The 21,594-nt window shown below is 48.3% G+C and carries 22 protein-coding genes; 1 reads left to right on the plus strand and 21 read right to left on the minus strand.

The genetic code is table 11. The features are described from left to right. Positions 1–9: 9 nt before the first annotated feature. The 7 genes from plsX to AC1RRX_RS11070 form a co-directional block, all read right to left on the minus strand. Entirely contained in the window at positions 10–1,008 is a 999-nt protein-coding gene (gene plsX, locus AC1RRX_RS11040) for a phosphate acyltransferase PlsX (protein WP_007409758.1), read from the minus strand. A gap of 13 nt (positions 1,009–1,021) precedes the next feature. Continuing rightward, positions 1,022–1,588: a transcription factor FapR gene (fapR, locus tag AC1RRX_RS11045; RefSeq protein WP_003154320.1), complete on the minus strand. Its 567-nt coding sequence runs from the start codon at positions 1,586–1,588 to the stop codon at positions 1,022–1,024. 106 nt (positions 1,589–1,694) lie between these two features. Further along, entirely contained in the window at positions 1,695–3,743 is a 2,049-nt protein-coding gene (gene recG, locus AC1RRX_RS11050) for an ATP-dependent DNA helicase RecG (RefSeq protein ID WP_144464375.1), read from the minus strand. Continuing rightward, positions 3,721–4,623, minus strand: a complete 903-nt coding sequence (sdaAA, locus tag AC1RRX_RS11055) for an L-serine ammonia-lyase, iron-sulfur-dependent, subunit alpha (RefSeq protein ID WP_012117539.1) — start codon at positions 4,621–4,623, stop codon at positions 3,721–3,723. The genes recG and sdaAA overlap by 23 nt, the downstream gene beginning before the upstream one ends. Before the next feature lie 20 nt (positions 4,624–4,643). Then, complete coding sequence (gene sdaAB / locus AC1RRX_RS11060) at positions 4,644–5,306, minus strand: L-serine ammonia-lyase, iron-sulfur-dependent subunit beta (RefSeq protein WP_003154325.1); 663 nt, start codon at positions 5,304–5,306, stop codon at positions 4,644–4,646. A gap of 142 nt (positions 5,307–5,448) precedes the next feature. Continuing rightward, positions 5,449–7,116, minus strand: coding sequence for a DAK2 domain-containing protein (locus tag AC1RRX_RS11065; RefSeq protein WP_095352164.1), 1,668 nt, complete (start codon positions 7,114–7,116; stop codon positions 5,449–5,451). A gap of 15 nt (positions 7,117–7,131) precedes the next feature. After that, positions 7,132–7,494, minus strand: a complete 363-nt coding sequence (locus AC1RRX_RS11070) for an Asp23/Gls24 family envelope stress response protein (RefSeq protein ID WP_003154327.1) — start codon at positions 7,492–7,494, stop codon at positions 7,132–7,134. 258 nt (positions 7,495–7,752) lie between these two features. On the opposite strand from AC1RRX_RS11070, the gene rpmB reads away from it, so the two are divergent. After that, positions 7,753–7,941 carry a 50S ribosomal protein L28 gene (gene rpmB / locus AC1RRX_RS11075; protein ID WP_003154328.1) on the plus strand — a complete coding sequence of 63 codons (189 nt, stop codon included), beginning with the start codon at positions 7,753–7,755 and terminating at the stop codon, positions 7,939–7,941. A gap of 77 nt (positions 7,942–8,018) precedes the next feature. On the opposite strand, the gene spoVM is transcribed toward rpmB, so the two are convergent. The 14 genes from spoVM to gmk all read right to left on the minus strand — a co-directional run bounded on the left by spoVM (position 8,019) and on the right by gmk (position 21,590). Beyond that, positions 8,019–8,099: a stage V sporulation protein SpoVM gene (spoVM, locus tag AC1RRX_RS11080; protein WP_003154329.1), complete on the minus strand. Its 81-nt coding sequence runs from the start codon at positions 8,097–8,099 to the stop codon at positions 8,019–8,021. Between the two features lie 86 nt (positions 8,100–8,185). Then, positions 8,186–8,830, minus strand: coding sequence for a thiamine diphosphokinase (locus AC1RRX_RS11085; protein ID WP_144464377.1), 645 nt, complete (start codon positions 8,828–8,830; stop codon positions 8,186–8,188). Between the two features lie 65 nt (positions 8,831–8,895). Beyond that, positions 8,896–9,549 (minus strand): ribulose-phosphate 3-epimerase, encoded by a 654-nt coding sequence (gene rpe, locus AC1RRX_RS11090; protein ID WP_032871447.1) that lies wholly within the window; start codon positions 9,547–9,549, stop codon positions 8,896–8,898. A 1-nt stretch (position 9,550) separates the two neighbouring features. Then, positions 9,551–10,441 (minus strand): ribosome small subunit-dependent GTPase A, encoded by an 891-nt coding sequence (rsgA, locus tag AC1RRX_RS11095; protein ID WP_007409752.1) that lies wholly within the window; start codon positions 10,439–10,441, stop codon positions 9,551–9,553. A 14-nt stretch (positions 10,442–10,455) separates the two neighbouring features. Further along, the gene (gene pknB / locus AC1RRX_RS11100) at positions 10,456–12,399 is read right to left on the minus strand and encodes a Stk1 family PASTA domain-containing Ser/Thr kinase (RefSeq protein WP_042635187.1); all 1,944 of its coding nucleotides are present in this window, start codon (positions 12,397–12,399) and stop codon (positions 10,456–10,458) included. Further along, on the minus strand, positions 12,393–13,154 hold the full coding sequence (locus tag AC1RRX_RS11105; RefSeq protein WP_007409750.1) for a Stp1/IreP family PP2C-type Ser/Thr phosphatase: 762 nt from the start codon (positions 13,152–13,154) through the stop codon (positions 12,393–12,395). The genes pknB and AC1RRX_RS11105 overlap by 7 nt, the downstream gene beginning before the upstream one ends. A 5-nt stretch (positions 13,155–13,159) precedes the next feature. Beyond that, positions 13,160–14,251: a dual-specificity RNA methyltransferase RlmN gene (gene rlmN, locus AC1RRX_RS11110; protein WP_003154339.1), complete on the minus strand. Its 1,092-nt coding sequence runs from the start codon at positions 14,249–14,251 to the stop codon at positions 13,160–13,162. A gap of 3 nt (positions 14,252–14,254) precedes the next feature. Further along, positions 14,255–15,598 (minus strand): 16S rRNA (cytosine(967)-C(5))-methyltransferase RsmB, encoded by a 1,344-nt coding sequence (gene rsmB / locus AC1RRX_RS11115; RefSeq protein WP_020955807.1) that lies wholly within the window; start codon positions 15,596–15,598, stop codon positions 14,255–14,257. Next, entirely contained in the window at positions 15,585–16,538 is a 954-nt protein-coding gene (gene fmt, locus AC1RRX_RS11120; RefSeq protein ID WP_144464379.1) for a methionyl-tRNA formyltransferase, read from the minus strand. The genes rsmB and fmt overlap by 14 nt, the downstream gene beginning before the upstream one ends. 4 nt (positions 16,539–16,542) lie before the next feature. Next, positions 16,543–17,025, minus strand: a complete 483-nt coding sequence (def, locus tag AC1RRX_RS11125; protein WP_007409747.1) for a peptide deformylase — start codon at positions 17,023–17,025, stop codon at positions 16,543–16,545. A 24-nt stretch (positions 17,026–17,049) separates the two neighbouring features. Further along, complete coding sequence (priA, locus tag AC1RRX_RS11130; protein ID WP_039063083.1) at positions 17,050–19,461, minus strand: primosomal protein N'; 2,412 nt, start codon at positions 19,459–19,461, stop codon at positions 17,050–17,052. Next, a complete protein-coding gene (gene coaBC, locus AC1RRX_RS11135; RefSeq protein ID WP_025851318.1) occupies positions 19,458–20,678 on the minus strand; it encodes a bifunctional phosphopantothenoylcysteine decarboxylase/phosphopantothenate--cysteine ligase CoaBC in 1,221 nt (406 codons plus the stop codon). The genes priA and coaBC overlap by 4 nt, the downstream gene beginning before the upstream one ends. A gap of 90 nt (positions 20,679–20,768) precedes the next feature. Further along, the gene (gene rpoZ / locus AC1RRX_RS11140; RefSeq protein ID WP_003154346.1) at positions 20,769–20,972 is read right to left on the minus strand and encodes a DNA-directed RNA polymerase subunit omega; all 204 of its coding nucleotides are present in this window, start codon (positions 20,970–20,972) and stop codon (positions 20,769–20,771) included. Positions 20,973–20,975: 3 nt separating this feature from the next. Continuing rightward, positions 20,976–21,590 carry a guanylate kinase gene (gmk, locus tag AC1RRX_RS11145; RefSeq protein ID WP_003154347.1) on the minus strand — a complete coding sequence of 205 codons (615 nt, stop codon included), beginning with the start codon at positions 21,588–21,590 and terminating at the stop codon, positions 20,976–20,978. Positions 21,591–21,594: the final 4 nt, after the last annotated feature.

Here is a 21,594-nt window from a genome sequence, read left to right on the forward strand (position 1 = left end):
ACCTCCAGACTACTCATCTGTTTTTTCTTCTTTTACTTCTTCTTCTATAAATGCGGCCACGTTTTGGCTGACCATTTCTCTCGCCTGGCGCAGCGCATGGTAAACAGCGCGTGCGTCAGAAGAGCCGTGCGCTTTAACGACGGGCGCTTTCAAACCGAAAAGACTCGCCCCGCCGTACTCAGAATAGTCCATTTTCAGTTTCATTTCCATCAGCTTCGGCTTCAGCACTCCCGCTGCGAGCTTAGAAACAAAACTTGAAGTCAGTGTATCTTTCAGCATTTTGAAAATCGATAACGCTGAACCTTCCAATGTTTTCAACGTGACGTTGCCCGTAAAGCCGTCTGTGACGATGACGTCAGCAGCGCCTTCGAGCAAGTCTCTCGCCTCAACGTTTCCGACAAAATTCACGTTTGTTTCTTTTAATAGTTCAAACGTCTTTTTTGTCAGGTCGTTTCCTTTCTTTTCTTCCGTGCCGACATTTAACAATCCGACGCGGGGCGAGCTGATTCCGAGAACCTGCCGGGCATATACAGATCCCATAATTCCGTACTGGACGAGATGCTCCGGTTTGGCATCGACATTGGCTCCCACGTCCAAAAGAAGGAAACCGTCGCCTGAAACGGTCGGAAGCGTCGGCGCAAGCGCAGGCCGGTCGATTCCTTTAATTCTGCCGACGATAAACAGTCCCGCTGTCATGAGTGCGCCCGTATTCCCCGCTGAGATGCAGGCGTCCGCTCTGTTTTCAGCCACTTCCTGCGCCATCAGCACCATAGACGAGTTTTTCTTTCTGCGTACGGCGCGGACCGGTTCATCCGTCGGTTCAATCACTTCATCGGCGTGCAACACAGTGATGCGGTCTGATGTTGTTGGCAAGTGTGATTCTATCGTTGTCTTGTCACCGACCAGCGTAATATGAAGATCGTCAAATGCCTCAATACTCTTCATTACTCCGTCAATAACAGCTTTGGGTGCGTTGTCGCCCCCCATTGCATCTACAGCTATTCTCATGCATGCTCCACCTTTATGATTGTTTTGAACGGTACATGTCAAAGCTGCCGGAGAACACGACTTCTTCTCCCACATAGCTGTTGACTTCAACTACCGTTCTGCCTTTTTCTTTTTCGACTGCCGTCACTTTGGCTTTCGCAACGACGCGCTCGCCTTCTTTCACCTGTCTTGTAAAGCGGATATTTGCGCTTGCGGTCAGCGCCAGCTCATCATCAATGACGGCTACGGCGAGTGAGTTCGCCTGCGCAAACAAATGATGCCCCCGCGCAATTTGATTGCGGCTGAAGACATGTTCGCGTCTTACTTCTAATATGGAAATGGCCTGGCCGTCAAGCTCCAGATCAATAATTTCACCGATCACTTCGTCTAACGACAGTGATTTCACTTCATCATCAAGCGTTTGTTCTGCCACGTTTTTAATTCTTTCCCTCAGCTCCGGTATTGAGAGCTCTAAGCGGTCTAAACGGATCGTCTGAATGCTGACGCCGAATTTCCCCGCTAATTCTTCATCTGTGATGAAGGGTGTCGATTTGATCGTCTGCTGCAATAATTTTTGGCGTTCTTTCTTGCTTCTTCTCATCTGTAAACACCATCCGGACAATTAAGACTAGGTACTAATAGTAGTATATAATCTCATAGATTGGAATGCAATGATTGTTTTTTGAAAGCCGCCGAATTTTGCAGAATCAGCTTAATTTCTCCCCTTCCAGGACGCCGCTTGAAAGTAATTGACCGCGCAGCATGCGGTATTCGTCATCTTTCCAAAACGCCTCTGAAGACACCAGATTGGCCGCATCCTGGCGGGCCGTTTCCAAAGCTCTGTAGTCATGAACCATATCCGCCACCTTGAACTCGGGCATACCGCTCTGTTTTTTTCCGAAGAAATCACCGGGGCCGCGCAGTTCAAGGTCCTTTTCAGACAGCTCGAAGCCGTCGTTTGTCTCCGACATGATTCTCATCCGTTCCTTCCCGGTTTCGGATTTCGGATCTGCCATCAAGATGCAGAAAGATTGGTGGTCTCCCCGCCCGACCCGGCCGCGGAGCTGATGGAGCTGAGATAACCCGAAACGGTCGGCGTCATAGATGACCATAATCGTCGCATTCGGCACGTTCACGCCGACTTCTACGACGGTTGTTGATACAAGTACCTGACATTGATTGGCGCTGAATTCTCTCATCACCTGATCTTTTTCATCAGAATGGAGCTTCCCGTGCATCAGGCCGACATTCCATTTACCGCGGTAAACGTCAGACAGCATGTTATATACGTCAATCGCATTCTGTACATCCAGTTTATCCGACTCTTCAATGAGCGGGCAGATAATATAGGCTTGCCTTCCCTGCTTCAGCTCTTTTTCTATAAAAGCCAAAATCCGCTCCAGCATGTCGTGTTTAACCCAATACGTTTCGATTTGTTTTCGCCCCGCGGGCATTTCATCTATTACGGAAACATCCATTTCTCCGAAGACGGTAATGGCCAGCGTTCTCGGAATCGGGGTGGCTGTCATAAACAGCACATCCGGATCCTGACCTTTATTCTTGAGTTTTTTGCGCTGTTCGACCCCGAACCGGTGCTGCTCGTCCGTAATAACAAAGCTCAGCGCTTTAAATTCCACTTCATCCTGGATTAAAGCATGGGTCCCTACTAAAATATCAATCTCTCCGAGAGCAAGCCGCTCCAAAAGCTCCCTGCGCCGCTTTCCTTTGACAGAACTTGTCAAAAGCGCGATATTTACATCTTCATTTGCAAACAACGATACGAGAGAATCTGCATGCTGTTCGGCCAAAATTTCAGTCGGCACCATTAATGCCCCCTGATACCCCGACAAAATCGCAGCGTACAAAGCGATGGCGGCGACGGCCGTTTTCCCTGATCCGACATCACCTTGCAGCAGACGGTTCATTCGGTAAGGGGATGTCATATCAGCGGTAATTTCCCGAAGCACACGCGTCTGTGCGGTCGTGAGCGAAAACGGCAGGCTGTCTGTGAAAGCGGCGAGCTTTTCAGCAGGAAACACATGGCTGATGCCTTTTGACTGTTCCCTTTCCGCTTTACGGAACGCCTGCATTTTCAGCTGAAATAATAAGAATTCTTCGTAAACAAACCGGCGTCTTGCCTGCTGTAACGATTCCCTCGTTTCAGGCTGATGCATCGTCTGCAGGGCATGTTTATAATCAGGCAGCTTGTAGCGGATTCTCAATTTTTCAGGAAGCGGATCGGCCGCACTGTCCAAATGATGCTGCAGCGCTTCCTTAATAAACCGTCTCATCATTTTTACGGTGACGTTTTCTTTAACGGAATAAACAGGCTCAATGCTTTTATCTTCTTGATGAGGACCGTTATTTAATTCCTGCACGGAAACGGTCTGTCTGTGTTTGTCCCATTTCCCGGATATCGTGACGACAGAACCTAACGTCAGTTTCTTTTTTAAATAGGGACGGTTAAAGCAGACCGCGGTAATTAAATAATTGCCGACAAGCACCCTGAATGTCAGCCTGTTTCGTTTTTTGCCGTAATAGGTAAGAGAAGGTTCTGAATGAACCTTCCCTTCTACCGTCACTCTTTCTTCATGTTTTACTTCCTCTAAATCCCTCAGCTCATAGTCGTCATAACGGTAAGGGAAATAATTCAGAAGATCAGAAATGTCATAGATACCAAGTTCGTGCAATGTTTTTTCTGTTTCCGGCCCAATGCCCTTAATTTCCGCTATACTAGTTTGCTGATGGTGTGTCACTTGATTTCAGCGCTCCTCCGAAAATTTTTTTCTCTAATTCTCTTCCCGTCGGTGTCGCGGCTAAACCGCCTTGTCCCGTTTCTCGCAGTGCTGTCGGCATTGTCTGGCCGATTTTGTACATCGCGTCAATCACCTCATCGCAAGGAATGCGGCTTGTAATCCCGGCCAGCGCCATATCCGCCGCGATCATTGCGTTGGATGCTCCCATTGCGTTTCGTTTGACACACGGCACTTCTACCAATCCGGCGACCGGGTCACATACGAGACCGAGCATATTTTTCAGTGTAATCGCCATTGCTTCCGCTGATTGCTGAGGCGTTCCGCCCGCCATTTCCACAATCGCAGCCGCTGCCATGCCTGATGCTGACCCGACTTCCGCCTGACAGCCTCCTGCCGCTCCTGAAATACTCGCATTATTTGCTACGACAAAACCGAACGCGCCGGCTGTAAACAGAAAACGGATCATTTGTTCTGTCGTAGGGTGCAGCTTATGCTTTACGGCGAATAACGTTCCCGGCACGACCCCGGCAGAGCCGGCGGTCGGTGTAGCGCAGATCGTTCCCATCGCCGCATTGACTTCATTTGTCGCCACAGCTTTAGAAACGGCGTCTAAAATCAGATTGCCCGACAGGCTTCTTCCCGATTGGATATATGCCTGAAGTTTCACGGCATCTCCGCCTGTTAAACCGGTCTGACTCGTGACGCCCTTCAGCCCTTTTTCAACAGCTGCTTCCATGACGGAGAGATTGCGCTCCATTCCTTGAAAGATTTCTTCCCGCGTTTTTTGCGTCACTTCCATCTCTTGGGTGATCATCACTTCCGAAATCGGAATTTGTTTTTCTTGAGTGATTTCTATTAATTCTTTTACATTACGAAACATGTCATTTTCCTCCTGACTTTTTAGTCAGCTATCTTAGTAACCTGTATAATATTAGGAAGTGTTGAAAGCTCGTCAAGCACTTCTTCTTCAATATTCTGATCGACCTCAATCGTCATCAGCGCAAGCTGGCCGACGTCCTTACGCGCCACTTCCATATGTCCGACGTTGATGGAGAATTTCGCAAGCACATTGGCAACGCCTGCAATCGTGCCGAATTTATCATTGTGAACGACTAAAATAGCCGGATGGTTTCCGGAAAGACGCAGCTCAAAGCCGTTGAGCTCCGTGATTTCTATTTTTCCGCCGCCGATGGAAATACCGGTAAGGGCAAGCTCTCCCTCATCATCAGAAATGACGATACGCGCTGTATTCGGATGAACGGGCACGGCATCCTCTGTACGGAACTCTACATATATGCCCTTCTCTTCCGCAATTTGAATCGCTGTTTTAATCCGTTCATCAAATGTATCAAAATCAAGCAGGCCGCCGATAATCGCGACATCAGTGCCGTGACCCTTATACGTCTCCGCAAATGATCCGTAAAAAGACACAACGATCCGGCGGGGCTCCCGCCTGAATAAGCTTCTGGCCACTCTGCCGATCCGGGCGGCGCCTGCGGTATGTGAACTGGACGGACCGATCATTACCGGGCCGATAATATCAAAAACGCTTCTATACTTCATGCTGGTTTGTTCCTCCTTAACATCACTTCATTCAGCGCTTTTCTTTAGACTAATTGAACATTTCTCAATTGGCAAGCAGGCACACTGCCGCACTGCCGCAGGTAAATAAAGGCATAAGAATAGAAGGGCCTGATAAGCCCTTCTATTCTGCCGCAAATATATATGGATACAGAGGCTGTCTGCCGTTATGGATTTCAACCTCGATATCTTCACAGACGCTAGCAATATACTCAGCGAGTTTCTCAGCTTCTTCTTCCGGCGCGTCCTCTCCGTACAAGATGGTGACGATTTCATCTTCTTTCCCGATCATTTCATCCAGCAGCAATTTCGCCGCGCTTATCCGATCTTCGGCGCTGCCGATAATTGAACTGTTTAAAATGCCGATAAAATCACCTTTTTTAATATCCTTGCCGTCGATATGGGTGTCTCTGACTGAATATGTCACCTGTCCGCTTTTCACATTCCGGATGGCCTCAAGCATATTGGCTTCATTTACGTCAGCCGGCTGGTCAGGGTTAAACGCAAGCAGGGCGGTCATGCCTTGAGGGACCGTTTTTGCCGGAATGACAATGACATTTTCTTCAGCCACGCTCGCCGCCTGATTGGCAGCCATCACAATATTGGAATTGTTCGGAAGAATGAAAACCGTCTCCGCATTGACAGACTGAACGGCTTCAACAATATCTTCCGTGCTCGGATTCATTGTCTGGCCGCCTTCGATTACGTGTGAAGCGCCGATGCTCGTAAACAATTCAGAAATGCCCTCTCCCATTGCCACAGTCACGATGCCAAAAGGCTTGCGGGCTTCTTTCATAACGCCGGCCGGCTTTTTTTCATCATGTTCTTGGCTGATGATTGAAGTATGCTGTTCCCTCATGTTTTCAATTTTAATTTTAATCAAATCGCCGTAACGCTGTGCGAGATTGAGTACGTTCCCTGGTTCTTCGGCATGAATATGAACTTTCGCCAGCGTATCATCAGCCACGACCAGCAATGAATCGCCGAAACGGCTCAGTTCGTTTCTGAACGTCTCTTCCTTGAACGTCCGTTTATCTTGATCCAGCCTCACCATCACTTCCGTACAAAATCCGAATTCAATGTCTTCTGTACTCAGCATGCTCTGCGCGCTTTTATGATGCTCGGCATTCACCATATCATCGAGTGCCGGAAGAACCGCTTTTTTCGGTACGGCCTCTCCTTTTAAAGCAGCCAAAAAGCCTTCATATACACAAAGCAGACCTTTTCCGCCGCTGTCAACGACACCGACGTCCTTTAAAACAGGAAGCAGATCCGGCGTGCGGTTCAGCGACGCTTCCGCTTCTTCAATAACGGCCTCCATGAGAGCAATGATATCGGTTTCTTCTTTGGCCGAGGCGACCGCTTTTTTAGCCGCATCCTTGGCCACGGTTAAAATCGTTCCTTCAACCGGTTTCATGACCGCCTTATATGCCATATCCACTCCCGCTTGGAGTGCTGCGGCAAATTCTTGGGCGTCTATTTGGTTTTTGTTTTCAATGCTCTTTGTGAAACCTCTGAACAATTGGGACAAGATCACCCCTGAGTTTCCTCTCGCTCCCATAAGCAGGCCTTTTGACAAGGCGATGCCGACTTTGCCGATGTCGGGTGAGTCAATGTGCTCTACCTCTCTTGCACCGGATGACATCGATAAATTCATATTTGTTCCGGTGTCGCCGTCAGGCACGGGAAACACGTTCAGCGCATCCACCGCGGATGCGTTTTGAGACAATGTCTCAGCCCCCGCCAGAATCATTGCCGCAAAAGCTCTCCCATCTAAGTTTCGTCTAGACAATACTCATCCTCCTCACTACGGGTTCGTTACTCGTACGCCTTGGACATAAATATTTACAGAATCAACTGCAAGTCCGATTGTTTGATTTACTGTGTATTTTACCTTCGTCTGAACATTGTGGGCTACTTCGGATATTTTAGTGCCGTAGCTGACAATAATGTACATGTCGATATGTATTTGTTCGGCTTCCTGACGGACATGTACGCCTTTTGCGAAGTTCTCTCTCCGGAGGATTTCAGACAAACCGTCTTTAATCTGGTTTTTTGAGGCCATCCCCACTATTCCGTAACAGTCAATGGCAGCGCCTCCGGCAACCATTGCGATGACTTCGTTGGATATATCAATCTGTCCGTATTTTGTCTTCATTTCAATGGACACACAGGTTCCTCCTTCAGATGCATAGAGTTATCATTATTCTACTATATGTATCCCATTATGAAAAGAAAAGATACAGACAGCGGCCTTCAGCGCGGAAATGTGATTGGTTTTACATGTCAAGTGATTTTTCTTGAAAGTAAGGGAAACAATAGTTGCAAACGGTTTTTAGCTGTGGTAAATTATTTAAAGTATTGTATAACGAAAGCATCTGAGACACTATGTTTGAAAAGATGTTTCGCGCAGTTAGGAGGGAAACAAATGGCACGTAAATGTTTTATTACAGGTAAAAAAACAAAAGCCGGAAACAACCGTTCTCACGCAATGAACGCTTCTAAGCGTACTTGGGGCGCCAACCTTCAAAAGGTCCGCATCCTCGTTGACGGCAAACCTAAAAAAGTATATGTATCTGCCCGGGCTTTAAAATCCGGTAAAGTTGAGCGTGTATAAGCAAAAATGAACGCCTGCCCTTTTATGCGGCAGGCGTTTTTTATGCGTTCAAAGAGGGCAATTTCAGCTTCTTGGGCTTACTCTTTTCTAAATGAGCCCAGCATCGCCCGGACAATTCCTCCTAAAAACTTCGGCAATTTAATGGTATAAAATTTCATTTTGTCCCCTCCTATAAGTCCCGTATCCGCTGCGTTCATCACTTTAGGATTCATGGTTTTTTCCGCATATGGCAGAAGCCGCTTTTCTAATCCGCGCTCCTTACCATTATTAATATGCCTTTTGCAAACGAAAAAGTACCTCGTGAATGAATGAGTTCGTTACTAATACATAGTGTGGAACCCACAGGAATATGACAATTATCAAGGGGATATTTAAAACCGTCGAGTGTCAGGCCGTCTGCCGCTTCCGTAAACGGAATGAAAGAAATATAGCGTCTGCGCGCTTTTTCTTCAATTGTATAACGGCCGGGCCCGAACATCTGAATGTCATTCTGCCGGTCGATCAGCACGACATCGGTATTCTTATGTAAGGCTTTATACAGCAGCTGGATGTTCCCTAAAAAGTGATCGGCTCTTCCGCCCGTCACACCGAATATCCGAATGGTTTCCGGTTCTTTTTGTAAAGCCCAGTCAAGGGCGAGTTCAAGATCGGTATAATCTTTTTCCGCCTGATACACATGGAGGGCCGGCGCTGCTTTTTGAATCTGCATGAGCTCCTCTTCCGTAGTGCTGTCAAAATCACCGAAAGCTTCCTGCGGAATGATTCCGGCCTCCAAAAGAGCAACCGTCCCTTTATCGACTCCGACCCACATCGTATCTCCGTCTGTGTATTCGGATAGATCGGGAATAAGCTCCCGCGGGCCGCCCGCAACGATATTGATTGTCTTCATATGTTATCCTCTCTCTTAGACGCGAAAAGAGCCGGCGGCTTTCACCGGGCTCTTTTTCAGCATGTTTATGATGCGTTTCGGATGTCAGCGATGGCTTTTTTCCGATCCGGCTGATTATATACGGCAGACCCGGCAACAAGCAGATTGGCGCCCGCTTCAGCGCATAAAGGGGCTGTTTCTTTATTAACGCCTCCGTCCACCTCGATTAAAAGCTCAGACAGGCCTTTCTCCTCAGCCAGCTGTTTGACCTGACGGATTTTCGGCAGAACCGAATGAATGAAGCGCTGTCCGCCAAAACCGGGGTTAACCGTCATTAACAGCACAAGGTCAAGCTCCTCGATCACATGTTCAATCGTTTGGACGGGCGTATGCGGATTGAGCACAACTCCCGCTTTTACTCCCTGCTCTTTTATCAATTGAATGGTCCGGTGAAGATGCGGACACGCTTCAGCATGAACGGAAAGGATGTCCGCACCGGCTTTTGCGAATGCCGGGATGTAGCGGTCCGGGTTTTCAATCATAAGATGGACATCCAGCGGCAGATCAGTCACCGGACGGACGGCTTCAACGATAAGCGGCCCGATTGTAATGTTAGGGACGAAATGGCCATCCATGACATCAATATGGATATAGTCCGCCCCTCCTTTTTCCACGTCTTTAATTTCCTCGCCCAGTGAAGCAAAATCGGCGGAAAGAATTGATGGCGCAACCTTAATCATATTAATACCTCGGCTTTCTCTCTTTTATTTCCTGCATAAATTCTTTGTAATGCTCATAGCGGTACGGCTGAATCTCTCCTTCTTCCACCGCTTGCTTTACCGCGCATTTCGGCTCTTTAAGATGCAGACAGCCTCTGAATTTGCAAGAGGCGCTTATTTCTCTGATCTCAGGGAAAGTGCTGCCCAGCTCTTCTTCCTCAATGCCGGTAAATTCAAGCGAACTGAACCCCGGAGTATCCGCAACCAGACCGCCTGATGTATGAATGAGCTCCACATGGCGCGTCGTATGTTTTCCGCGTCCCAAATGCGCGGAAATCTCGTTTGTTTTCAGCTCAAGCTCCGGGCTGATCGCATTTAAAAGCGAAGATTTTCCGACTCCGGACTGACCGGCAAACACCGTCGTTTTGTTCTCGAAGTGTTTCACAATGCCTGTTAAGCCGCTGTTTTCTTTTGATGACGTCACATATACGTCATAACCGATCGCCTGATAGTCTTTCACGTAAGAAAGTATCGCCTCTTTCGATTCCCCGTCTGCAGCTAAGTCCATTTTGGTTATGCAGATGATCGGGTGAATGCCGTTGGCTTCCACAAGGACGAGAAAACGGTCCAATAAAGACGTGCTGAACGCCGGCTGAACGGCAGAAAAGACAAGAACGGCCTGATCGACATTTGAAATCGGCGGCCTGATCAGCTCGTTTGTTCGTTCTTTGATTTCCAGCAGGTAGCCTTCTTTATCATTTTCAGCCTGATAAACGGCATAATCGCCGACCAGGGGCGTTATTTTATTTTTTCTGAAAATGCCCCGGCCCCTGCATTGAATGATCTTGTCCTGTGATTCATCCAAGACATAATAGAATCCGCTTAACGCTTTTATAATTTTGCCCTCAGGCATAGGGTCCCTCCTTGTCAGTCATTATCTTTCGGGTATTCAATCGTTTTGTAGCTGACGACTTTATGATCGACCATCACTTGATAATACCCCTTCTGTCCCTGATCAATCTTCAGTTCAATTGTTTTTTCAGTCGGCTCTTTTATTTTAAATGAGTCATACGTATCAGAGATGCTGTGGTCCTTATCATCGATGGCGATTTGCACTTCAAGCTCGTCCCCTTCATGTTCGGGTTCGTAAGGAATGCTGATTTTTTCTTTTACCGTTTTCGCCGGTTTTTCTTCAGGTCCGAGCGAGAACGTCACTTCAACATTACTTCCCGGCTTAACCGCAGTGCCGGCTGCCGGCTCTTGCTTCATGACTTGTCCTTCCGGCACGTCATCTGAATGGGCTTGTTTTTCAACAAGCTGCAGGCCGTTATCTTCAAGATACCCTGAAGCCGCTTCTTTGCTGTAAGTCTTTAAGTCCCTCAGCGTAACGTCCGCCGGGCCGAGGCTGACCGTTAGATTGACTTCATCGTCGCTTGCAACCATGTCGGTGCCGGCTGACGGGTTCTGATCAATTACGGTGCCGGCCTCGCTGTCATCGTTCTCTTCTTTGACATTGACATGTTTGAAGCCTTTTTCCTTCAGCGCTTTTTTTGCGTCGCCGATCTGCCGCCCTTTCACGTCGATCAGCTGGGTTTTCGGTTTTCCGATGCTTTTGTACAGTTTTACAGAAGAGCTTTCTTTAACGGTAGACCCCGCTTTTGGGTCCGTTTTGACCATTAATTCCTCTTCTATTTTTTCATCTTCAATATCCGTTATATCAGGATCCGCCCGGAGCCCGTTCTTTTCAAGCAGGGCTTCCGCTTTTTCGTACTTCATGCCCCGTACATCGGGGACGCTTACATCTTTAGGCATAAATAAAGACGGAAACACGGTGACCGCAAGAACAGCTGCCATAATGAAAATGAAACAGACGGCCAGCAAAACCCACGGCCATTTCCGTTTTTTCTTTTTGGCGGGCTGCTGTTCCTTATCATCCGTCTCCCCCGGCGTCTCCGCCTGAGGCGCGGCTTTTGTGCCGTCAGTAATAACGGGAATGGCTTTTGTCATTTCCTCATCATCCTGCACGGAAAATTTTTGTTCATTCAGCCTGCCGGCGTCAAAAGCCGTTCTGATGTCCGCTTCCATGTCCTCGGCGCTTTCATAGCGGTGAAACGGGTCTTTAGCGGTTGCCTTTAAAATAATGTTTTCGACGCTCTGCGGAATGGAAGGGTTCCACTTTCTGGCGGAAGGCGTTTCTGTTTGCAGATGCTTTAGCGCTATACTGACGGCTGATTCTCCGTCAAAAGGAATTTTACCTGTTAAAAGCTCAAACAGCACGATGCCGAGCGCGTAAATATCTGATTTTTTCGTTGCCAGACCGCCTCTCGCCTGCTCCGGAGACAAATAATGAACCGAGCCCAGCACAGAATTCGTATGTGTGATTGTCGTAGACGTAAGCGCTGTGGCGATGCCGAAATCCGTCACCTTGATATGCCCTAAATGATCTATCAATATATTGTGCGGTTTAATATCCCGGTGCACGATATGGTTTTGATGGGCATGGGCGATGGCCGAGACGATCTGCTCCATAACGGACAGCGCTTCTTTCGGATGAAGCGGTCCGTGTGCTTTTATGTATTCCTTTAATGTCATGCCTTCCACATATTCCATGACAATGTAATAAATATCGCCTTCCTCCCCGATATCGTAAATACTGACGATATTCGGATGATCGAGGCTTGATGCCGACTGTGCTTCTCTTCTGAAACGCCTGATAAAATCAATGTCATTCACAAAGTCAAACCGCAGAATTTTAATTGCGACTTCACGTTCGAGAATGATGTCCTCAGCTAAAAAAACGTTTGCCATTCCGCCGCCGCCAATGGGCCGAAGGATATGATAACGCCCGCTGATCCGCTTGCCGGTTAGCACTTGTCTTCACCCTCTTTTGCATCTGCGGAAAACTCAATCAACACAGCCGTGATGTTATCTTCGCCGCCGTTTTGATTCGCTTTGCTGATGAGAAGGTCTACTTTTTCCTGAGGATCAGATTCGGCTTGAAGCATTTGTTTGATCTCGTGATCTTCTATTTTATTTGACAGTCCGTCAGAGCATAAAAGCAGCTGATCGCCGTCAGACAGTTCAAAAGAACGGGCGTCGGGACTGATGGTTTCATCTGTCCCCAGCGCTCTCGTCAATACATTTTTCCGCGGATGGTGCTCGGCGTCCTCTTTCGAAATTTCCCCCGTCTTGACCAGCTCATTCACAAGCGAATGGTCTTCAGTCAGCTGAGTGAATTCCCCCTCTTGAAGCAGGTAGCACCGGCTGTCACCGATATGAGCCACAGTGACAAACTTCCCGGTGAATAAGGCGCAAACAACAGTGGTGCCCATTCCCCGGCATTCTTCATTCGCTTTAGCGTGGTCATGTACTTTGACATTCGCCTCATGAATCCGGTCTTTCAGCCAATCCTCGCAAGCAGACGGCAGAGAAGGAACCGTTTCGGTCCGGTTCCACTGCTCTTCCATCGCCGCAACCGCCATCCTGCTCGCTACATCTCCGGCAAGATGACCGCCCATGCCGTCGGCGACAACCGCAAGCACCGCGTCTTCTTTTGTGAAAATGCCCGCCGCATCTTCATTATGCCGGCGGACTTTACCTGTATCTGTTTTCAAGGCTGTAATCAACCTCTTCACCTCGTCTCGTCTTGACGCTCCTTCGCGCGAAGCTGACCGCAGGCCGCGTCAATGTCATGGCCTTGCTCTCTTCTGATCGTGACATTTACACCGCGGGATTTTAACGTTTTTTCGAATGCGAAAATCTGATCTCTCGGTGTGCGGACGTAATCCCGTTCAGGCACATAGTTTACCGGAATTAAATTGACATGGCATTTCACGTCTTTTAACAGTTCTGCAAGCTCTTCTGCATGTTCGACCTGATCATTTACGCCACCGAACAGCCCGTATTCAAAGCTGATCCGTCTGCCTGTTTTCTCGATGTAATATTTGACGGCCTCCATAAGGTCAGGAAGCTTATAGGCTTTGTTAATCGGCATCAGACGGCTTCTGATTTCCGTATTCGGAGCATGCAGAGAAATCGCGAAATTGATCTGCATTTTTTGATCGGCGAAATCGTAAATCTTCGGAATGATTCCGCTGGTGGAAACTGTGATATGACGCGCTCCGATGTTCAGCCCTTTATCGTGGTTAATGATTTTTAAGAAAGCGAGCATTTCATTGAAATTATCAAACGGCTCTCCGATTCCCATGATGACGACTGAGCTGACGCGTTCATCCGTTTCATCAAGCGCCTTTTGCACTTTCACGACTTGAGCGACGATTTCTCCCGCTTCAAGATTCCGTTTCAGTCCGCCGAGCGTTGACGCGCAAAATGTGCAGCCGATCCGGCAGCCGACCTGTGTCGTTACACATACAGAATTACCATACTCGTGTCTCATTAAAACCGTTTCGATCGTATAACCGTCATGAAGCTCAAATAAAAATTTCATCGTGCCGTCTTGAGATGTCTGTTTTACAGCCGTTTTCAGCGTTGTCAGCACAAAATTGCTCTCGAGTTTTTCACGCAGGCTTTTTGAGAGGTTTGTCATTTCATCAAATGAAGAAACCCGCTTCTCATAAAGCCATTCAAAAATCTGTGCTGCGCGGAACGGCTTTTCGCCATTCTCGGTCAGCCATTGTTTGATTTCATCTAATTCAAAAGAGTAAATGGACGGCTGCTCAGTCCGCAGCTCTTTCCGTACGCTTGTCTTTTTTAATTGTGTCATTTTTTATCCCTTCTTTCTCATGCTGCTAATAAAGAAACCGTCTGTTCCGAAATAATGCGGAAGAATTTGAAGGCTTCCATCCTGAACAAAGGGTCTCGCCTTTTCAGGCAGCCGCTTTTCAAGAGACAAATCGGGTTCAAACTCAGGGTGTTCTTGTATAAACGCATGCATAACTTCTTCATTTTCTGTCCGGTCCATTGTACACGTACTGTATACGAGTGTGCCACCTTTTTTTACTAATGGGGCGATTTCCCTTAAAATGCCGAGCTGGATTTCTGACAGCCGTCTGCTGTCCTCCGGCGTCTTCGTATATTTCATATCGGGTTTTCTTCTGATGACGCCGAAACCTGAGCAAGGGGCATCAACGAGAACACGGTCAAACCGTTCTGCGCCAAAGGCCTCTCCCGCTTTTCGCGCATCCATCGTTTGCGCGTCGATGATCGTAAGCCCGAGCCGTTCTGCGCCCTCTTTAATCAGCTTCACTTTATGGCGGTGAAGATCAAGCGATGTGAGGCTCCCCTCGTTCTCCATCAGTTCCGCAATGTGAGCCGACTTTCCGCCCGGTGCGGCGCATGCGTCTAAAACGGTTTCGCCCGGCTTCGGGTCCAGCGCCCGCGCGACAAGCATTGAGCTTTCATCCTGTATGGATACCCGGCCGTTTTGGAAAAATGCCGTGTTCGCGATGCTTCCTTTTAAAAGCTTAATCGCATCAGGAGAAAGGTCTCCGGCTTCAGCTTCAAGACCGGCATTCTCCATCTCATTCAGCACCGTTTCCCTGTCGCTCTTTATGTGATTGACACGGAGCGTCTGCTTCGGCGGAATGAGATGAATCCGGCAGATCTGTTCAGCTGCCTCAAAGCCGTACGCCTCGACCCACTCTTTTACGAGCCACTCGGGATGGCTTGTCTCTGTGGAAAGACGGAGAACCGGGTCTTTAATTTCAGCGAATGACGGCGCCCCTTCACGCTGCAGGGAGCGGAGGATGCCGTTGACAAAGGACGCAATGCCCTTATGCCCGCGTTTTTTGGCGATCTCAACCGCTTCATGAATGGCGGCGCGATCCGGTATTTTTTCTAAATACTCCATTTGATACGCGGACAGACGAAGCAGCTGAATCACCCATGGCTTCACTTTATTCGGCTTGCGGATAAAAGGCTTCAGCATGTAGTCTAAGGCGATTTTATTTTGCAGCGTTCCGTAGACAAGCTCTGTCAGCAGTCCTCTGTCCTGATCGCTGAGCGTGTTCGTTTTGATAACCGATGTAAGAAGCAGGTTGCTGTATGCCTGATTTTGCTCAAGCTTCTCAAGCGCTTCAAGGGCGAGCTCCCGGACATTAATTTTCTTCATTTGCTTCTCCTAACACGTCACCGGGCTGCACATTTTTGCCTCTTACAAAATCTTCGCCCTTCATCCGTTTTTTTCCCGCCGGCTGCAGCTCTGTGATTAAAAGGGCGGTGCTGTTTCCTGATGCGACGACAATGCCGTTTTGCTCCGTGCGGATAACTGTTCCGGGCGCAGCTTCAGTTTTTGCCGCAACTTTTTCAGAAGCCCATACTTTCATATTTTGACCGTTCAAAGTTGTATAGGCGACAGGCCAAGGGTTTAAACCTCTGATCTGGTTGTAAATCTGTTCTCCGGGCTTTGCCCAATCAATCCGCTCCTGCTCACGCTTAATGTTAGGCGCGTAAGTCGCTTTTGATTCGTCCTGTTTGATCGGTTTAATATTTCCGGAAATGACGTTCGGGACGGTCTCTGACAAAAGCTTTGCCCCCGCTATGCTTAATTTGTCGTGAAGCGTGCCGACGTTATCCGTTTCATCAATTTCCACTTCGATTTTCGAAATCATATCGCCCGCATCAAGCTTTTCAACCATATACATGATTGTCACGCCCGTTTTCTTCTTGCCTTGGAGAATCGAATAATGTATCGGCGCTCCGCCTCTTAATTCAGGCAATAGTGACGCGTGTACGTTGATACAGCCGTATTTCGGGCCATCCAGCAGCTGCTTGGGCAGGATCTGTCCGAATGCCGCCGTAACAATCAGGTCCGGCTTCAGGCTGAGCACTTTTTCTATTTCTTCTTCGAGCCTTACTTTTTCGGGCTGAAGCACGGGAATTCCGTGACGTTCAGCTTCAGCCTTTACAGGAGGGGGCGTCATGATTTTTTTTCTGCCTTTCGGGCGGTCAGGCTGCGTAACGACACCAACCACTTCATACCCGTCTTCAATAAGCGTGCGCAGGACGGGAACTGAAAAATCGGGCGTTCCCATAAAAACGATCCTTGTCATCCAATCATCCTTCCATTTCTGCCAGTTCTTCTTCAGTGTAGTAAGCCGTAATTTTTGATGTGAATAAAATGCCGTCTAAATGATCCATTTCATGCTGAACGGCTCTGGCCAAAAAACCCTCCGCTTCTAAAATAAACGGTTTTCCTTTACGGTTATAGGCTTTTACCTTTACGTAATCCGGGCGGGTGACATCGCCGTAAACCCCGGGAAAGCTTAAGCAGCCCTCGACTCCGGTCTGTTCACCGCTCTTTTCAAGAATAACCGGATTTACAAGGTCGATCCGGCCGCTTTCTTCACCGATGTCCACGACGGCCGCTCTTTTTAAAATGCCGATTTGCGGCGCGGCGAGACCGACGCCATCCATTTCGAGCATCGTATCGTACATATCGTCAAGCAGTTTTTTTAATTTTTTATCAAACACTGTCACTTCATCGGCAGGTGTTTCCAGAACCTCCGCCGGGTGTGTGACGATTTTTTTTACAGCCAAAATTTTGCCCTCCAAAAACTAATGTTACATCAGCATGTACGGATTCATATCGATTGAAATCATGACATGCTTTTGCGCAATGTCGCGTTTATAGTGCTCCAGTATCTTTTTCAACTGAATCTGCAACTCGTTTTCCTGTCTGTATTTTATCACGCATTGATAGCGATATCTATCTTTGATCCTGGCGATCGGGGAAGCCGCCGGCCCGAGAATTTTCGTATCAGGCCCGCATCCCGCTCTTAAATAGTTTGTAATCTTTTCTGCGGTGACCGCGGCTTTTGCCGCTTCTTCATGAGAAACGGTCACCAGCGCCACGTAATAATAAGGCGGGTATGACTGGGCCCTTCTGTGCGCCATTTCCTGCTGAAAAAAAGTTTCATAGTCGTGCGTTTTCGTCAGCTGAATGCTGTAATGAGACGGTGTATACGTTTGAATGACCACCGTTCCCGGCTTTTCATGCCGCCCGGCCCGGCCGCTTACCTGCGTCAGCAGCTGGAATGTCTTCTCCGCAGCCCTGAAATCAGGGATGTGAAGCGTCGTATCTGCGCTTAATACTCCGACGAGCGTCACGTTCGGAAAATCAAGCCCTTTTGCGATCATTTGCGTACCGAGCAGGATATCCGCCTTCCCTTCACCGAACGCTGACAACAGTTTTTCATGGGCGCCTTTTCTTGAAGTGGTGTCCACATCCATCCTGATCACGCGCGCCTGAGGCAGCACTTTGGTAAGCTCCTCCTCCACACGCTGCGTGCCCGTGCCGAAAAAGCGGATATGTTCGCTGCCGCATTCCGGGCATGTTCCCGGGACAGGTTCCTCATGGCCGCAGTAATGGCATTTCAGCCTTTGTCCGTAGCGGTGATAAGTCATCGAAATGTCGCAATGCGGACATTGCGGCACATAACCGCAGTCCCGGCACATCACAAACGAGGAATACCCCCGTTTATTCAGAAAAAGGACGGCCTGCTCTTTTTTTGCAAGCTTCTCTTCCAGCTGTTCCATCAGTTCTCTTGAAAACATTGATCTGTTGCCGTTTCTCAGTTCTTCTCTCATATCAACGAGAGAAACGTCAGGCATGAGCTGGCGATTTACGCGATGTTTTAATGGAAGCAGCTCATAAACGCCTTTTTTCGCCCGTGCAAATGACTCCAATGTCGGCGTGGCGCTCCCGAGGACGACCGGACAGCTGTGATGCTCGGCCCGGCGGATGGCTACGTCCTTTGCATGATACCGCGGCATTTCCTCCTGCTTATAGGAAGATTCGTGCTCTTCATCAATAATGATCATGCCGAGATTTTCAAACGGGGCAAAGATGGCCGATCTGGCTCCGACGACAAGCCGGACTTCCTTGCGCTGAATCTTCCGCCATTCATCGTATTTTTCACCTGTGGATAATCCGCTGTGCATGACCGCAACCTGTGAGCCGAAGCGGCCTTTAAAACGGTTGACCATTTGCGGTGTCAACGAGATTTCCGGAACGAGCACGATGGCTTCTTGTCCTTTTGCCAGCACTTTTTCAATGGATTGCAGGTAAATTTCCGTTTTGCCGCTTCCCGTGACGCCGTGAAGCAGAAAGACGTGATGGACATGATCGGCTACAGCTTGTTTAATCGGCTCAAAAGCGGCCTGCTGCTCTTCTGTAAGAGAGAGCGGCTCTGTTTTTTTGAACATTCTGTCCTGATAAGGATCGCGGTAAACCTCCTCAAAGCTTTCCGTAAGAAGACCCTTTTTAAGAAGTGTTTTCAGCGTCGCGGAACTGGAATCGGTCTTTTTGCAAAGCTCGGCCGCGGAAATCTTTGCTCCCCCGCCGATAAAATAAGTAAGCACGGCGAGCTGTTTAGAAGCCTGCTTTGTCAATGAATCTGCGTGCCGGGCGAGTTCTTCTTTGTCCGCCCCCGCTTCGATCATGCGGATCATTTTTTTATTCGTTTTTTGGGCGACTTTATATGTGACATCAATGCTTCCTTTGCGCACGAATTTTTGAAGTGACGAAAGAATGCTTTCATCGGTAATATCCGAGTACAGAAGACTTTTTTGATTCCTGAAAAGCTGTTTGATGTCCGGTGTCAGCGCTTCTTCGTCAACGACTTTCAGCTCTTTCTCGTACTTCGCCTTCAGTGCGGCGGGCAGCATTGCCTGAAGCGCCGTGATTTTAAACGACAGCGTTTTGTCAGAAAGCCATGAAGACAGCTGCATCAGTTCCTCAGTCAGAACGGGCGTCAAATCAAGAAGCTTCTCGACTTCCTTCATTGAGCCGCCGTTTAATTCAGACGAATCTTTCAAACCGGTCACAAATCCTTGAAGCTTGCGCGGGCCAAACGGGACAATCACCCGCATGCCGACTTCGATCATCCCTTTTAAATGATCGGGAATTTTGTAATCAAAGGGTCTGTCAATGTTTTTGGAGCTGACATCGACAATGACTTCTGCTACATTCATACGGGTTTTCGGTCCTCGGCTTTCAAAGCGGTCATTTCCTTCAGCATTTCAAAGGAAACGTCAAGTTTAGACATAAGCGCAAGCTCCCGTTTTCTTCCGTCCCGGAAATAGAAGGTGACGACATTCGTATCCGTGCCAAATCCGGCCCCTTCTGCTTTCACATCATTCGCAACGATCATATCAAGGTTTTTCTGTTCGAGTTTTCTGCGCGCATAGCGTTCGACGTCTTGCGTTTCAGCCGCAAATCCGACCAGCAGCTGGTGTGTTTTCCGTTCGCCGAGTTCTTTCAGTATGTCTGCCGTACGGTTGAATTCGATCACGAGCGAACCGTCTTTCTTCTTCATTTTGTGATCAGAAACAGCCGCCGGCGTAAAATCGGCCACGGCCGCCGTCTTAATCACCATGTCGCATGAATCAAACACAGAAAGCACGGCTTCTCTCATATCAGCTGCCGATTGCACAGGAAGAAACTGATACAGCCCGACTGGCGGCTCTATTGACACCGGGCCTGAAATCAGCGTCACCCGCGCCCCGAGACGGACGGCGGCTTCAGCAGCGGCGTAGCCCATTTTGCCGGTGGATTTATTTGTGAAGAAGCGGACAGGGTCCACGGCTTCGCGCGTCGGACCGGCCGTAATGACAATATGTTTTCCTTTCAGCGGCGCATCGTCTTCAGGCTCCTTAAAATGCTCTCTGACACGCTCAACAATAAGCTCCGGCTCCTCCAGCCTTCCTTTGCCGACATATCCGCATGCCAAATAGCCTTCACTCGGCTCGATAAAGCGGACCCCGTCCTGATAAAGCACAGAGATGTTCCGTTTCACCGCCGGATGATCATACATATGGACATTCATCGCAGGCGCCACCCAGACCGGGGCCTCAGCCGCCAGCACCGTCGTTGTGAGCATATCGTCAGCAATTCCGTTGGCAAGCTTGCCGATGATATTTGCCGTAGCGGGCGCGACAATAATTAAATCCGCCCAGTCAGCGACATCAATATGAGAAATCACCTTCGGATTTTGTTCATTAAATGTATCTGTATATACTTCATTCCGGCTCAGCGCCTGAAATGTCAGCGGAGAAACAAACTCACGCGCGGACTCAGTCATAATCACTTTGACGTTTGCGCCGGCCTGAACCAGCTTGCTCGTGAGTGCGGAAGCTTTATAAACGGCAATTCCTCCGCTTACGCATAGCAAAATGTTTCGGTTTTTCATGAAGTCTTCTCCCCTTTATGAAAGCATTGGACAAATCCCAAACGGAAAAAAATAACAACCTATGTAGAGATAGGTTGCTACGTGTGCTTGTTATTCGCTGTCTTCTCTTTCAAACGAAAGCAGGCCCGCGTCTATTTCTTCTAAAGCTTTGCCTACATATTTGTGAGAAATGGTATGTTCAATCTGCTGGTCTTTTTTAATCTGCATTTCACGCGCGCGTCTTGCAGACACGGTCACCAGCGTATATTTAGAATCTAATTTATTCATTAAAGAGTCAATTGACGGATCTAACATAAGTTATTCTACCTCCAGCATTTTCTTATATCTCGGAGCGACGCGTTCACGTTTTAAGTGCTCGGCGAGAACGATTGCGTTAATCTTATCACAAGCCGTTTGGATATCGTCGTTTTCAACGACATAATCATACGCGTCCATCATTTCGATTTCAGCTTTTGCGGCATTCATTCTGTTTTCGATTAAATCGTCGGTTTCAGTCCCTCTTGTCACGATTCTGTTTTTCAGCTCAGAAAGACTCGGCGGCGCTAAGAAGATAAACAGGCCTTCCGGAAATGCATTCCGCACTTGGAGCGCGCCCTGCACTTCAATCTCTAAGAAGACGTCTTTTCCTTCTTGAAGCGTCTGTTCGACATAATCAACGGGCGTTCCGTAATAGTTGCCGACATATTCTGCCCACTCAAGCAGTTTGTTGTTTTCAATCATGCGTTCGAATTCATCTCTAGATTTAAAGAAATAATCGACGCCATCGACTTCGCCCTCTCTCGGGTTTCTCGTCGTGACTGAAATTGAGTATTCAAATTTCGTGTCCTGTTGTGAAAATATTGCTTGCCGAACCGTTCCTTTTCCAACTCCGGAGGGACCTGAGAGAACGATTAATAACCCTCTTTCTTTCATGCGG

The sequence above is a fragment of the Bacillus sp. GW821-FHT11D08 genome (genome assembly GCF_058808515.1).

What these genes read in the sequence shown, in the direction of transcription:
- rsmB (WP_020955807.1), bottom strand. Translation starts at nt 15,598, where the DNA reads ATGAAGAAAATTAATGTCCGGGAGCTCGCCCTTGAAGCGCTTGAGAAG.
- AC1RRX_RS11085 (WP_144464377.1), bottom strand. Translation starts at nt 8,830, where the DNA reads ATGAAGACAATCAATATCGTTGCGGGCGGCCCGCGGGAGCTTATTCCC.
- plsX (WP_007409758.1), bottom strand. Translation starts at nt 1,008, where the DNA reads ATGAGAATAGCTGTAGATGCAATGGGGGGCGACAACGCACCCAAAGCT.
- rsgA (WP_007409752.1), bottom strand. Translation starts at nt 10,441, where the DNA reads ATGCCTGAGGGCAAAATTATAAAAGCGTTAAGCGGATTCTATTATGTC.
- fmt (WP_144464379.1), bottom strand. Translation starts at nt 16,538, where the DNA reads ATGACAAGGATCGTTTTTATGGGAACGCCCGATTTTTCAGTTCCCGTC.
- rpmB (WP_003154328.1), top strand. Translation starts at nt 7,753, where the DNA reads ATGGCACGTAAATGTTTTATTACAGGTAAAAAAACAAAAGCCGGAAAC.
- rpoZ (WP_003154346.1), bottom strand. Translation starts at nt 20,972, where the DNA reads ATGTTAGATCCGTCAATTGACTCTTTAATGAATAAATTAGATTCTAAA.
- sdaAB (WP_003154325.1), bottom strand. Translation starts at nt 5,306, where the DNA reads ATGAAGTATAGAAGCGTTTTTGATATTATCGGCCCGGTAATGATCGGT.
- coaBC (WP_025851318.1), bottom strand. Translation starts at nt 20,678, where the DNA reads ATGAAAAACCGAAACATTTTGCTATGCGTAAGCGGAGGAATTGCCGTT.
- rlmN (WP_003154339.1), bottom strand. Translation starts at nt 14,251, where the DNA reads ATGACACAATTAAAAAAGACAAGCGTACGGAAAGAGCTGCGGACTGAG.
- priA (WP_039063083.1), bottom strand. Translation starts at nt 19,461, where the DNA reads ATGAATGTAGCAGAAGTCATTGTCGATGTCAGCTCCAAAAACATTGAC.
- gmk (WP_003154347.1), bottom strand. Translation starts at nt 21,590, where the DNA reads ATGAAAGAAAGAGGGTTATTAATCGTTCTCTCAGGTCCCTCCGGAGTT.
- sdaAA (WP_012117539.1), bottom strand. Translation starts at nt 4,623, where the DNA reads ATGTTTCGTAATGTAAAAGAATTAATAGAAATCACTCAAGAAAAACAA.
- fapR (WP_003154320.1), bottom strand. Translation starts at nt 1,588, where the DNA reads ATGAGAAGAAGCAAGAAAGAACGCCAAAAATTATTGCAGCAGACGATC.
- spoVM (WP_003154329.1), bottom strand. Translation starts at nt 8,099, where the DNA reads ATGAAATTTTATACCATTAAATTGCCGAAGTTTTTAGGAGGAATTGTC.
- rpe (WP_032871447.1), bottom strand. Translation starts at nt 9,549, where the DNA reads ATGATTAAGGTTGCGCCATCAATTCTTTCCGCCGATTTTGCTTCACTG.